Raw genomic sequence first — 13,841 nt, 5'->3', positions numbered from 1 at the left:
CAAATGCTTATTTGTTATTAATATCGTCATCAAGACCGTTATTAGGCAATAAGTGATCATCACCAACGATATCATTATTAACGGTATTGTTGTTACCGATAGTCGTATTATCAAGGCTGCTATTACCAAAACCACTAGTACCAATATTGTCATTGGCGATATCATCAGTATTTACGTTTGTAGTATCAACGATATCTGTGTGCACATTGGTAGTCGACGTACTTGTCGTAGAGGCAGACGGCGTATTTTCACGAACTGACTCAGCAAATTTTTCTTGAGTTGACTTGTTTGTCTGAAGCGTCGATTTTGCTTTTGCTTCGTCTGTTTCTTTATCCATTTTGTCTTGCATTTTGCGTAAGAAACGAGCAGCTGCTTCTTGACCACCAAGACCAAATGACAGTGCGAAAGCCACGGCTACAGCGCCTAGTGTGAGACCAAATGCTAGGTTGACGATAGAGTCTGCAATACCCATTGCTTTTAGACCCATGGCAAGTACTAAGCCCATGATCAATACACGTACGATATTCGCTAAGAACTGTGAACCTTGCTCAGAACGCTCAACAACACCAGCGATGACATTGGCAAGCCAAAAACCGATGAAAAGAACAATCGCGCCTAAGATGATATTGGCACCAAAAGCGATAAACATGGTAATGATGCCAGAGATAGCAACAAAACCTAGTAAGTCAGCAGCAGCGATGGCAGCAAACAACATTGCAAAGAAAATGATGGCATAACCAACGAGGTCAGAGACTTTCTGGCTACCCATCGTTTGTTGTAGACCAACTTTTGCAGGTAATTGATTGATTTCAGTGTTTTCGAGCAGGCCTTTGATGATGTTGGCGACCATACGTACAACGTAGAAGGTCACTACTAAAATGGCTACTGCCATGAAAATGTTTGGTAAGGCTTCCATGATTTTGTTTAGCATGTTCGTCGCAGGACGGGCAATGACTTCAATTTTTAGTGCATTTAACGCAGCAATGATAGTTGGGATAATAACGACTAAGAAAGCCAATGAACCAGCGATGTTCGGTAAGCTGTTTTGCTCATTCAAACCTGCTTTTGTCGCAAGTGCTTGTACATCAAAGGTAGAAACAAGGTTGGTCACGATACCGCGTACAATCTTGGCAATGATATAACCAACAACGAAGACGACACCAGCGATTAAGATGTTAGGAATAAAGTTAAAGATTTTATCAACCATATTCGTCAATGGAGCAAATAGACCGTTAAGCTCTAATTGACCAAGTACCATGGTCAAAACAACCAATAAGATGAACCAATAAACCATGTCAGCAATGGTGCTGCTCATTGGTTTTACGCCAGCTTTTTCGCTTAAACGTTCATCCATTGAGGTTTTCGCCAAAGCTGCATTGATAGCTGTGCGAGCCACAGTCGCCACAACCCAACCAATAACACCAACTGCAATAGCTACAATAAGATTAGGAATAAACATTAATACTTGGTTGACCATGTTTGCAAATGGTGCCGAAATAGAGTTTAAATTTAACTGGCTAAGCGCCCCTGAAATAGCAATGATAAAGATAAACCAGAAAACAACCTTAGAGATAATGCCCTCAAGATCGTAGGTTTTACCCGTTGAGGAGTTCATACGTTGGTTCAAATTGACTTTAGACAATACACCGCGTACAAGTGCTGCAACGCCAAGTGCCACAAGCCAACCGATAATGAAAATCAAGATAGCGCCGATAATGGAACCGATAGGCCCACCAAGATAACCATTGAACGATGTATACATTGGATTCATCTTATCCTCCTTTAATCATCATATAAAAGCTGCCAAACAATATTGCATATTCCATTATTATTGAGCGAATCCATTACATAGATGGTTATGATAAATAGTATTTTTTGAGTTAATTATGCAATGACATTATAATTTTTGAGGATAAAGCTCTATCAGAGAATATTGGTCTACCTTGTGTTAACTGCTTCACTACCAAGACTTCAATAAATAAGATAAAAGCTTACACTCGGTTACTTATCACTTTAACTAATTCAGCTTATCTGATGTATTAGTGGATTTAAAGATAGAAAGCTTAACGTGTTGCTGTATTTGTGTGATAACTTGTTATCGTAAGAAGAAATATTAACATAGACTGTACATTAGCCCGATAATTTCGTGTCAAATATGGCTCCCAAAACGTAGATTTGATATGATGGCAAACAAATTAATAGATACCATTTTATAACTCGAGAAATCCTATGAAAAAAATCACTACTTTAAGCGTTAGTGCCCTTGCCAGTGCAATGTTGTTGATTACTGGTTGTAGCACGAACAATGGCAATCAAGAAACGGCAGCGAAAAGCGTTTCAATTACCGAGCAAAGCCCAGCCACTGAAAAAGTTGGTTATAGTTTGGGTTATATGATGGCGGAAGGTAATAAAGAAGCTGTGCAAGACTTAGATCTTGATACGTTTGAGAAGGGGTTCCGTGACGGCTACGAAGGCAAAGAATCTGCATTGACGCAAGAGCAAATGCAAGAAGTATTGACCGCGTACCAAAAAGAGCAAGAAGAGAAGTTTGTTAAAGACATGGAAACCAAAGCAGCAGAAAACAAAACCAAAGGCGCTGCATTCTTAGCAGAAAATGGTAAAAAGGAGGGCGTGAAAACCACGGCGTCTGGTTTACAGTACAAAGTTATCACGGCTGGTACGGGTAAATCACCAAAAGCGACGGACGTGGTTGAAGTCAACTACGAAGGCAAACTGATTGATGGTACAGTCTTCGATAGCTCTTACGAGCGCGGCGAGCCAATCGAGTTCCCATTAAATCAAGTCATCGCTGGCTGGACGGAAGGTTTGCAGTTGATGAAAGAGGGCGGCAAATACGAGTTCTATATCCCAGCAGATATCGCTTATGGCGAAGCTGGTAACGCTGGTATCGAGCCTAACAGCACGCTTATCTTCACTGTTGAGCTATTAAAAGTAAAATAAAACGCCAATCGGTATGTAGCAAACACAAAAAAGCCTTCATTGTTATGAAGGCTTTTTTATGACTATAATAGTCAGTTCAAAATAAAATCGATACGTTAATAGCAACGTGCTACTGGGTGAATTTTTCTTGCTTGCTGTTCGCGGCCGTGACAGAGGCTGCAAAAAATTTACCTCAGCAGCACTGTATCGGTTTTAGAGTAACTCGGCTATAAAATGTTTTATACGCTGACGTCAATTATAGGTTCTTTTGGAACACTTTTGAGTTTCGACCGTTATGATACTTCTCTAAACGTGCAGCTGGCAGCGCACTAGCATCCACTTCTTCAAAGCCTTGTTCAACGAACCAATGAGCAGTACGAGTGGTCAATACAAACAACTTATGCAGACCGTGACTGCGTGCTTGTTGCTCTAAGAATGCCAACAAATCGGCGCCGCGACTGCCACTTCGATAATCAGGATGGACAGCGACACAGGCGACTTCTGCTGATGAGGCATCCAGCGGATGCAAGGCAGCACATCCCAAAATCATACCGTCACGTTCGATGACGCTATACTGATCAATCTCTTGTTCCAAGCGCTCACGTGAGCGGCTGACCAAGATTCCTTGCTCTTCTAGTGGTGATAGCAGCTCGATAAGACCAACCACGTCATCAATATCAGCACGACGAATCTCTTCGTAAGGGTCGTGACTGATCAAAGTGCCAGAGCCGTCACGTGTGAATAACTCTTCTAGTAAGGCGCCGTCTTTAGCGTAAGAGATGATATGCGTACGATGAACCCCTTGACGACACGCCAAGCTGGCACAATTTAAGAAATAATTGATTTCGCAATTCAGGTCACGATCTCGTAAAAAGCGATCCACTTCGTTTGGTATCATCTCGCGCAGCAAGCGATCATCATCATTGATGCCAGTTTCTTCACCTAAGAATATCAACTTATCTGCACCAAGTGCCACAGCAGCACTGAGAGCAACGTCTTCTGCTAATAAATTAAAGACTTCACCAGTCGCTGAATAACCCATTGACCCCAAAATAACAATATGGTCGTGCAGTAAATTATTTTTAATGGCTTCAACATCGATAGAGCGAACTTCGCCTGTCATCTGATAATCCACACCATCACGGATACCATAAGGACGTGCAGTCACAAAATTACCTGAAATGGCATCAATGCGTGAGCCATACATGGGTGAATTGGCCAGTCCCATCGACAGCTGGGCCTCGATCTGCAAACGAATCGCCCCAACGGCTTGTAAGATAGCAGGCATCGCTACCCTTGGGGTAATACGAATATCTTGATGCAGTGGAGAGGCGATACCTGTACCATCTAAGTTATTCTCGATTTGCGGTCGTGCCCCATGTACTAAGACGAGCTTAATACCTAAGCTGTGCAGTAAGGCAAAATCATGGATAAGCGTACTAAAATTGGGATGATTGACCGCCTCTCCACCGAACATAATCACGAACGTTTTGCCGCGATGTGTGTTGATATAAGGGGCAGAGTTACGGAACCAATGGACGTAGTCAGGGTTAATTTGTGGCATAGCACTAGTAGTCATAGTAGAGGCAATAGTTGTTTGAATAAAGAAAAGGCATGGCAAAAAAATGCCAATCGCTAAAGATTTACCATAGCAAAAAACACCGTTATGAGCTATCTTTTATTTCAGTCGTATTCATCAATCTGCATCGCTGATAGACTATATACACAACCGCTACACGGGGTTAGTGTACGTACAAACGCTTTTTGCTATGCTAAACACTATTATTTTGCCGATACTGACCAAACCACAGATCGTCACGTCGATAACAAGGTCTCTACACGGTCCAAAATATATGAAAAGCGATTCAAGCTTCACCAGCCGCGTTTTACCGATATATTAACTAGGGATAATGAAAACCATGAAAAAAAGTAACCAATTTGCTAGTCCATTTAGTGCTTGGAGCGGCCATCGCTTGTTTCACGTTGTTGCTGGTACCCTTATCGGGGCGATGGTGGTGACGCAAGCCTCGGCAATGTTACCAACGCCAGAGCAAGCTGTTGATGGTTCGGTTGCTATGCAATCAGCGGCTAATACAAACAGTCGCTCAAGCGCGCAAGCTGTAAATAGTAAGATTACAGCCTCGTTAATTAGCACCGACGCGAATGGTCAAGAAGTCTTGGTTCCTGTTAATGCCAGCACACGTTTACAGTCAGGTAATGTCTTGGAGTATCAAGGGTACTTTACCAACACCAATGCGGATAGAGTCCGTAAAATGACAGTAACGATGAGTATCCCTGAGCAAGTAGAACTACTGCAAACCGTTTCTCCTGATTTTCCTTATGGCAGTGCAGATGGTAATACCTTTGCTCGTATGCCTTTGCGTGGAAAAGTAGACAATAAATTGCAAGAAATCCCGTTAAAGTATTATAAAGCAGTGCGCTGGGACCTCGAAGGCGTTGGTCTTAATGACACAGTCGTGGTGAAATATCGTGCGCGCGTTAAATAAATCTAGCATTTGAAGTGAGGGTGTATTGCATTGTTATTAACGCTGTACTTACTCAAATATAAAAAGCACCACAGTTTATAGCTGCGGTGCTTTTTTAACGCCTAGGCTTTTTAGCTGTTCTGTTGATGAATAGATCAGAGAGTCGCATATTTGCTTGCTGATTTTTGTTTGATGAGCTGTTTAATGGCGGGAATGTGTGGTGCAGTTGCTTGCATGCCGGCTGTGATCAGTGCACGACGTTGGCTGGTATCAATTGAGCTTATGTGAGAAACCTGAGGAGTGATGACAACATCCGCACGATCACGCTCATGACGCATAGATAAGAGGTGAGTATTACTCGGCTGTGCGGCGATACTATTCTCCATAAACCCCCAAACGCTGCTGAGAGAATTTAGAGTAGGCAGTTTGTTGGTACCAGAAGTCTGTTTTTGCGTTTCAACAGCTGTCACGTCAACCGCAATAATAATATCAGCACCCAGATCATGCGCACTATCCACTGGCACTAGGCTCACGACACCGCCATCGATGTATTTTTTGCCGACAGTTTCAGGAATGCGAGGGGCAATAAAAATATTGGGTACGCTACAGGACGCTTGTACAGCGAGACCTGCGTCCCCCGTGGTAAATACCGCTTTTTTTAAGGTGTGCTTTTCGGCAGCAACAGCAGCAAAACGGATTGGGAAATTTTCGATGGTTTGCCCGCCCACCTTGGTATTGATAAAGTTTTTGAGTTTGATACCTTCGACAAAACCTTGGTTTGATAAGACAAAATCAGTCAATTCGCTATCAGTCGTGGTTATTGCCAAGCGTTCAAGCTGGGCTGGTGTGTAGCCGCTGGCATATAAGCTACCGACCAAACTGCCGACGCTGGTACCGACGATGAGGGTCGGTGTAATGCCTTGCTCTTCTAATGCTTTGATGACGCCAACATGCGCAAAGCCTTTCGCACCGCCGCCGCCCAATACCAAAGCCACCCTTGGTGCCTCTGCGGCCTTTATTAAAGACGCAGAATTAGTCGTTGCAGGATCTAGTGTGCTGCAAGCACTCACAGGTAATACCAACATTGCCAGTATACTCAGACGTATTAGCGCTGCATGACGCTGGTAGTGACGATAGATGGGAGCAAACATAAAAAAGACCTTATATAATTGCCATTATGTAGAAAAGAAGGCATCAGTTATTGGTATGATATAAATGACTGATTTGTCTTTGAATATTTATGAAGCAGTATTACTAAATAGGTGACAATAAGCAATCATACCAACTTAAAAAATACGGCCAACAGCATCACATTCGCTTAGTCCATGAATTACGGTAAGATGTATCTTATATAGAAAAACCTATTACCTTTATCCATCATATTGTTAGGATCGTCGATGTCTGTTAGTCACTCGTCCATTCATTCATCAGACTATACTAGGTCTGATTTGCCTGTCTCAGCACTAGACTTGCCAGTGACTGCGCTGGCAGGCGTTGGAACAAAAGTCGCTGAACAGTTGGCACAATTGAATATCAAGCGCGTGTTTGATTTGCTACTGCATTTACCTCGGGATTACGAGGATCGAAGCCGCTCGCTGTCCATTGCTGAGGTTGAACATGGGCAATCCGCCTTGATTACGGGACGGGTCGTGCATGTCGATAATAAACGCAGCGGAATGACCGTTGTGATAGATGATGATACTGGCACGATCTCTTTGCGGTTTTTTAAAGTATATCCAGGTCTTGCACAAACGATGAGTTTGGGGTCGCGTCTACAGCTGTTTGGCGAAGTTAAAGTAAGCCGTTACGGTAAACAAATGAGCCATCCTGAGTATCAAGTCATGACGGATGGTATCGCTGTGACGAATACGGGTTTGCAGCCCATTTATCCAAGCGTCAAAGGCTTACATCAAAATAAGCTGCGTACATTGATTAAACTAGCTTTACAAACCGTTCGCAGTCAAGGTTTGCCGATGACGTTGTTAACGGCGGTAGATTTTTCAGTGGTCGCTGATTTGCCATTGGTGCCTTTTGAACCGACGAAGCCATTAGCAATAGAGTCTGAGTATTCAGAAGATATCTTTTCTACATTGGCACGTAGTGTGCCAGACCATAATGTCAATAATATCTATTCTGCGGCTGATGATAGCAACCAAAATATCAATCCTGAAGCGGTTAAAGTAGCCAATAGCAATGTCTATAATTTGACGATATTTGAAGCTTTAGTATTACTGCACACGCCGCCCACTTACACCGATGCTCGCCAACAATATAAGCTGTTGGCACAATTAAGTGCGCGCACGCATGCGGCTTGTCAGCGTTTGATCATTGAAGAGTTGGCGGCCCATCAGCTGAGCTTACTATACCGTCGTCAGCAGTTGCACCAACACAAAGCACCTAAGTGCGCGACCAAAAGCGCGCTTGCTGATGCGTTGTTTGGTGCATTGCCGTTTGATCTAACGGGTGCGCAAAAAAGAGTCATGAAAGACATCACTGCCGATATGGCACTCTCAATTCCCATGCTTAGATTGGTACAAGGTGATGTGGGTGCTGGTAAGACGTTGGTTGCCGCAGGGGCAGCAGGGTATGCACTTGATAGTGGCTGGCAAGTGGCGGTGATGGCACCGACAGAAATCTTGGCAGAGCAGCATCTGCTCAACTTTAAAAACTGGTTTGAGCCATTGGGCATTAATGTGGGCTGGCTTGCTGGTAAACAAACGGCGAAGCAGCGCCGTGAAGCATTAGAAGCGGTGAGCGACAACACAGTACAGGTGGTGGTTGGCACGCATGCGCTGTTTCAAGAACAAGTACAGTTTGCCAAATTGGGACTGGTCATTATTGATGAGCAACATAGATTTGGTGTCGAGCAGCGTATGGCACTGACCAATAAGGGCGTTGCCAACAGTACACCGCATCAGTTGATCATGACGGCAACACCCATTCCACGTACGCTGGCGATGAGTGTTTATGGTGATATGGATACCTCAATCATTGATGAGTTACCACCTGGACGAACCCCAATTACGACGGTCACCATTGATCGCAATCGCCGTGACGATGTGATTGAGCGTATTGCCATTAACTGCGAAGCAGGTAGGCAGGCGTATTGGGTTTGCTCGCTAGTAGAAGAGTCTAGTGTGCTGGACGCGCAAGCGGCTGAAGCGACCTATGAGGATTTAAATGAGCGCTTAGATATTCGAATTGGACTGGTGCATGGCAAGATGAAGTCCGCTGAAAAACAAGCCATCATGCAAGCGTTTAAAGCGGGCAGCCTAGATTTATTGATTGCCACCACGGTTATCGAAGTTGGGGTTGATGTGCCCAATGCGTCACTCATGGTCATCGAAAATGCCGAGCGTTTGGGATTGTCGCAATTGCACCAGTTGCGCGGTCGAGTGGGGCGTGGTTCGACCAAGAGCTATTGTGTGTTGCTATATCAAAAGCCCTTGTCTGAGACGGGAACGGAGCGCTTAAATGTCCTGCGTGACAGCACAGATGGCTTTGTCATTGCGCAAAAAGACTTAGAACTGCGTGGACCGGGTGAGCTTTTGGGTAAACGTCAAACAGGCAATGTCGGTTATTATTTGGCTGACCTGATTCGTGATGAGCAATTATTTGCCATTGCTCAGCGTCTGGCCAAGCATTTGATTGTAGACCCTACACGCAAAGCAGATGTCAGCCAACTTATTCATCGCTGGATGCCAGAGGCCAGTCGTTATACCAATGCCTGATATGAGTGATAGAATTACCAGAAGAGTGACTGCTATCGTGACCGTCCATATCGTGAACATAGAACAAAATGTATAACCATACAGTGATGGGTTAGTATGTACTATTCTTGATAGCTTTATAGATACGATAATTGATGAAAGTTAGTGAGTTAGTACGCCTATATTGACCCTTTTAGTTTTATTATTGCCTGTACTTATAGAGAGTGATCATGAGCGATCTTAAAGAACCCAATCCCAAGTCATCATCTGATTCTGAACTACCACCATACCGTCAATCTGATGCCAATACTCACAAGTCTTCTGCAAAGATGCCACTGTGGCTATTACCCGTACTGGTAGGGGTGCTTATTGTTGGCGTTTTGCTTGGCAAGTACTGGGGCGGTAATGATGAAGAAGGAATGGATGGGTCAACAACCTCTGCTACTGAGCAAAATGACGGTTCCAATACCGGCACTGCTAGTGAGGAGCCAGCTGTACTATCGGTAGAAACAGTGATGCCCAATCAAGACGATATTGGCGCGACCTTAAGTGCTGATGGAACGATCAATGCCAAAGACACGGCGAATGTCAGTGCCAAAGTAAATGGCGTTGCCATTGAGCAAATATTGGTTGAAGAAGGTGATCGCGTCAAAGTGGGTCAAGTGTTGGCCATATTTGATACAGAGGCCATGCAGCAGCAGGTCTTGCAGGCAGAAGCTGATGTGGCAGAAGCACAAGCAACGCTTGCCAATGCTAGCGCTGATGCCGTCCGCGTTCTGCCACTGGTAGATATAGATGCGATCAGCAAACAAGAAGCGGATCGTTATCGTACGGCTGAGGTAAAAGCACGCGCTGCATTGCAGGCGTCAAAAGCGCGTCTGAGCAATCAGCAATTGACACTAAAAAATGCCAATGTGGTTGCGCCTGTCAGTGGCGTTATCAGTGAAAAAATGGTTGAAGTTGGTATGGTTGCTGGTGGTGAGCCATTATTTACGATTATCAAAGGCGGCGTTTTAGAATGGCGCGCAGAGATTGATCCTAAGCTGGTCAGCGACATTACTATCGGTACACCAGTACGTGTCAGTTTGCCAGGTGGTGATTCAGTCATGGGACAGGTAACGCGTATTGCTCCAACCGCCGCTGACAATCGTCAAATCACCATTTATGCCAGTTTGGCCAACAATACCAAAGCACGTGCAGGTATGTTCCAAACAGGAGAATTCCTATTGGGCAGTACCAGTACGCAAACCATACCGAACAGCGCCATCGTGAGTAATGATGGCTACGATTATGTGATGCTGGTGACCAACATAACAACGCAAAACGGTAAGACCATGGGTCGTATCAAGCAGCAGCGAGTAACGTTGGGCGAACGACTTGGAGACAATGTGGCGATCACAGAGCCATTGCCTAATGATAGCCAGGTTGTGAAGCAAGGCGGTAGTTTCTTAAACGATGGCGACTTGGTTCGTCTGATTATCGCTACGAACCCAACCAACAATCAAGCGGACACCACCAATAACCCAACTGGCACAGCCACGCAGGCGCGCGCATGAGCTTAAACGTCTCCGCTTATTCGATTAAAAACCCTCTGGTTGCTATTTTGCTGTTTGTGCTGCTGACGTTGGGCGGCATCTATGGCTTTATGAAAATGAAAGTGCAGCAATTTCCAGATATTGACTTGCCAGCGGTCGTGGTCACCGTAACCTTACCAGGGGCTGCTCCTTCACAGCTGGAAAACGATATTGCAAAAAAGGTAGAAAATAAGCTTACCAGTATTGAAGGCGTCAAGCACATCAGAACGACGCTTCAAACGGGTGCGGCCACCATGGTGACTGAGTTTGTGTTAGAAAAAGACATTCAAGAAGCTGTCGATGATGTGCGCTCGGCAGTCGGTGAGGTGCGGGGCGACCTGCCAGCAGCGGCTAATGATCCTATCATTACGAAAGTCTCGACCGCTGGCTTCCCTGTGGTGACTTACTCTGTTTCTGCCGACAACATGAGTGTGGAGGACTTGTCTTGGTTTGTTGATGATACTGTCACTAAGCGTCTGTCCGATATTCCGGGTGTCAGTACGGTCGGCCGTATTGGCGGACTGCAACGCGAAATCACTGTTGCCGCTGATCCAATAACGCTTAGTGGTTTGAAGTTTTCGATTGCCCAACTATCGGATCAAATAGCAGGTATTCAGCAAGACAGCTCAGGCGGTGAAGCCGAAGTGGGCAAAACCACTCAGACCATTCGAGTGCTTGGCGCGGTTGAACGTGCCAGTGAGCTGAATGATTTGCAAGTGGCAGTGCCAACAGGTGGCACGCAAGCGCTGGGTCGTATGGCACAAATCACGGACGGCGCTGCTGATCCAAGCTCTATTGCCAAGCTGGACGATAAAACGGTGGTGGCATTTAATATCACCCGATCACGAGGTGCCAGTGAGGTTGATGTGATGGCGCTGGTCGATGCAGAATTGGCCAAGCTTACAGCAGATGAAAGCAACATCACTATTGAAAAAGTCTACGATCGAGCGACGCCCATTTCTGAAGACTATGATGCATCGTTACGTATGCTGATTGAAGGTGGTCTATTAGCAGTCGTGGTAGTTTTTTTATTCTTACGCAATATTCGAGCCACCATTGTGGCCGCCGTTGCTTTGCCTTTGTCTGTCATACCTACTTTTTTAGGCATGTATTTGTTTGGCTTTAGTCTCAATATCATATCGCTACTGGCATTGTCATTGGTGATTGGCGTATTGGTTGATGATGCGATCGTTGAGGTTGAGAATATCATCCGCCACCTTCGTATGGGTAAGACGCCTTATGAAGCAGCGATGGAGGCCGCTGATGAAATCGGCTTAGCGGTTGTCGCTACTACCTTTACTCTGATTGCAGTATTTTTACCAACGGCCTTTATGGGCGGGATTGTGGGGCAGTTCTTTCGCCAGTTTGGCTGGACGGCAGCCTTATCGATTTTTGCATCACTAATGGTGGCACGTTTGATCACCCCTATGATGGCCGCCTATATCTTGCGACCTGAAAAAAAGCATGTTGAAAAACAAAGCGCGTTGATGGGCTGGTATCTCAAAATAGTAGGATGGACACTGCATCATCGTTGGATCACGATAGGAGCAACCCTGATATTATTTGTGGCTTCTTTAACACTGGTAAAGTTATTGCCCACGTCTTTTATTCCTGATAATGATATTGATCAAACCCGTGTGGAGATTGAACTGACGCCTGATGTAGCACTAGCAGATACTGAGCGAGTTACTGCGCTGGCAAGCGAGCGTATTTTGGCGATGCCTGAAGTGACCCATATTTTTTCTTCTATCGGTGAAGCACAGGCCACGATGGATTCAAGCTCAAGTGGCAGCAGCAAATCAGAAAATATCGCAGGATTAGATATTGTATTGGCGCCAAGAGCAGAGCGAGCATCTAAACAAGAGATTGAACGAAAAATTAGTCGTGTGTTGTCAGCAGTACCTGGTGCTCGCTTTACCGTTGGTCTATCAAGTGGCGGTGAGAGTGGTTATAACTTCTCTATGACCAGTACCAATCCGCAGTTACTTGAACAGACTGTTCAGCAAGTTATGTCAGAGATTCGAGCATTACCCAGTGCAGGTTCAGTGACCAGTGACCGCAGTTTGCCGCGACAGGAGCTTACTGTAACGCCAGACAGACTGGCGATGGCAGATAAGGGCGTGACCACACAGGATATCGCAACGACATTACGGATCGCGACCGTTGGTGATTATGAACAGCGCTTGTCCAAACTCAATCTAGACACACGGCAGATTCCTATCGTTATTCGTCTGCCAGATGTTGCCAAGCAAAACGTCAGTCAATTAGAAGGGTTATACGTTCCCAGCGCTGCACCAGCAGGACAAGGTGTGCGTGTAGGCGAGGTCGCTGACCTTGATTTTGGTACAGGGCCTGCACAGATCAGCAGGCTTGATCGAGAGCGTGCGATTAGTATTACGGTTCAGCCGGCAAATGGCGAGCTTGGGGATTTGGTACAAGCGGTCAAAGCGGTCCCTGCTATGCAAACCCTGCCGTCATCGATTACGATTATTGATCAAGGTCAAGCCGAAAACATGGCGGAGCTATTTAATGGTTTTATCATCGCTATGTCGGTAGGGGTGGTTTGTATCTTGGGCGTCCTTATTTTGCTATTTGGCCGTATATTGCAACCATTTACTATTTTAATGGCGCTGCCTCTCTCGATTGGCGGTGCTTTCGTGGGCTTGGTTATTACCAATAGTAGTCTCTCAATGCCTTCAATGATTGGTTTTATTATGCTAATGGGTATCGCAACCAAAAACTCTATCTTACTGGTCGATTATGCCCTGATTGCACAGCGTCGTGGTTTGGCACGTTTTGAGGCGATCGTCGATGCTTGTCGTAAACGTGCGCGTCCTATCATTATGACGACCATCGCGATGGGTGCAGGTATGTTGCCATTGGTATTTGGTTGGGGAGATGCTGACCCTACGTTTAGACGCCCGATGGCTGCTGCTGTGTTGGGCGGGCTTGTGACGTCTACCTTATTGAGTTTGGTCGTGATTCCAGTAGTTTATACCTTGATGGATGATCTGTCGGCTTGGTTTGCCAAATGGCTTGTTCCAAGTGGAAAACCAATTGCTACTACCGAAAAATAAGCTAGCTAGAGAAGTGAGAGCGTCAGTAATACTGGTTCAATTGTAATGACAGGA

Annotated in this window: 8 protein-coding genes; 5 read left to right on the top strand and 3 right to left on the bottom strand. The window is 45.3% G+C overall.

Features of this window, described 5'->3' with window-relative positions; genetic code table 11:
* Positions 1-7: 7 nt before the first annotated feature.
* Positions 8-1,771: a mechanosensitive ion channel gene (locus A3K91_RS13370; RefSeq protein ID WP_062845709.1), complete on the bottom strand. Its 1,764-nt coding sequence runs from the start codon at positions 1,769-1,771 to the stop codon at positions 8-10.
* Between the two features lie 458 nt (positions 1,772-2,229).
* On the opposite strand from A3K91_RS13370, the gene A3K91_RS13365 reads away from it, so the two are divergent.
* A complete protein-coding gene (locus tag A3K91_RS13365; protein WP_062845708.1) occupies positions 2,230-2,961 on the top strand; it encodes an FKBP-type peptidyl-prolyl cis-trans isomerase in 732 nt (243 codons plus the stop codon).
* A 235-nt stretch (positions 2,962-3,196) separates the two neighbouring features.
* Here the strand turns inward: A3K91_RS13365 and argA are convergent, their stop codons facing one another.
* Positions 3,197-4,519, bottom strand: a complete 1,323-nt coding sequence (gene argA / locus A3K91_RS13360; protein WP_062845707.1) for an amino-acid N-acetyltransferase — start codon at positions 4,517-4,519, stop codon at positions 3,197-3,199.
* Between the two features lie 340 nt (positions 4,520-4,859).
* Here argA and A3K91_RS13355 point away from each other — a divergent pair, with 340 nt between their 5' ends.
* Positions 4,860-5,447: a hypothetical protein gene (locus tag A3K91_RS13355; RefSeq protein ID WP_062846028.1), complete on the top strand. Its 588-nt coding sequence runs from the start codon at positions 4,860-4,862 to the stop codon at positions 5,445-5,447.
* 134 nt (positions 5,448-5,581) lie between these two features.
* Here the strand turns inward: A3K91_RS13355 and A3K91_RS13350 are convergent, their stop codons facing one another.
* Entirely contained in the window at positions 5,582-6,577 is a 996-nt protein-coding gene (locus A3K91_RS13350; protein ID WP_062845706.1) for a patatin-like phospholipase family protein, read from the bottom strand.
* A 246-nt stretch (positions 6,578-6,823) separates the two neighbouring features.
* Here A3K91_RS13350 and recG point away from each other — a divergent pair, with 246 nt between their 5' ends.
* The 3 genes from recG (at position 6,824) to A3K91_RS13335 (ending at position 13,787) form a co-directional block, all read left to right on the top strand.
* The gene (gene recG, locus A3K91_RS13345) at positions 6,824-9,157 is read left to right on the top strand and encodes an ATP-dependent DNA helicase RecG (protein ID WP_062845705.1); all 2,334 of its coding nucleotides are present in this window, start codon (positions 6,824-6,826) and stop codon (positions 9,155-9,157) included.
* Between the two features lie 209 nt (positions 9,158-9,366).
* Entirely contained in the window at positions 9,367-10,692 is a 1,326-nt protein-coding gene (locus tag A3K91_RS13340; protein ID WP_062845704.1) for an efflux RND transporter periplasmic adaptor subunit, read from the top strand.
* Positions 10,689-13,787: an efflux RND transporter permease subunit gene (locus A3K91_RS13335; protein ID WP_062845703.1), complete on the top strand. Its 3,099-nt coding sequence runs from the start codon at positions 10,689-10,691 to the stop codon at positions 13,785-13,787. The genes A3K91_RS13340 and A3K91_RS13335 overlap by 4 nt, the downstream gene beginning before the upstream one ends.
* Positions 13,788-13,841 lie beyond the last annotated feature (54 nt).

Origin of the sequence: Psychrobacter alimentarius (genome assembly GCF_001606025.1) — a bacterium.
GTDB classification, from domain to species: Bacteria; Pseudomonadota; Gammaproteobacteria; order Pseudomonadales; family Moraxellaceae; genus Psychrobacter; species Psychrobacter alimentarius.
This window is presented reverse-complemented; position numbering and strand designations above follow the sequence as displayed.

Coding starts and splice junctions, on each gene's coding strand:
- A3K91_RS13370 (WP_062845709.1), bottom strand. CDS start 1,771: ATGAATCCAATGTATACATCGTTCAATGGTTATCTTGGTGGGCCTATC.
- recG (WP_062845705.1), top strand. CDS start 6,824: ATGTCTGTTAGTCACTCGTCCATTCATTCATCAGACTATACTAGGTCT.
- A3K91_RS13355 (WP_062846028.1), top strand. CDS start 4,860: ATGAAAAAAAGTAACCAATTTGCTAGTCCATTTAGTGCTTGGAGCGGC.
- argA (WP_062845707.1), bottom strand. CDS start 4,519: ATGACTACTAGTGCTATGCCACAAATTAACCCTGACTACGTCCATTGG.
- A3K91_RS13335 (WP_062845703.1), top strand. CDS start 10,689: ATGAGCTTAAACGTCTCCGCTTATTCGATTAAAAACCCTCTGGTTGCT.
- A3K91_RS13340 (WP_062845704.1), top strand. CDS start 9,367: ATGAGCGATCTTAAAGAACCCAATCCCAAGTCATCATCTGATTCTGAA.
- A3K91_RS13365 (WP_062845708.1), top strand. CDS start 2,230: ATGAAAAAAATCACTACTTTAAGCGTTAGTGCCCTTGCCAGTGCAATG.
- A3K91_RS13350 (WP_062845706.1), bottom strand. CDS start 6,577: ATGTTTGCTCCCATCTATCGTCACTACCAGCGTCATGCAGCGCTAATA.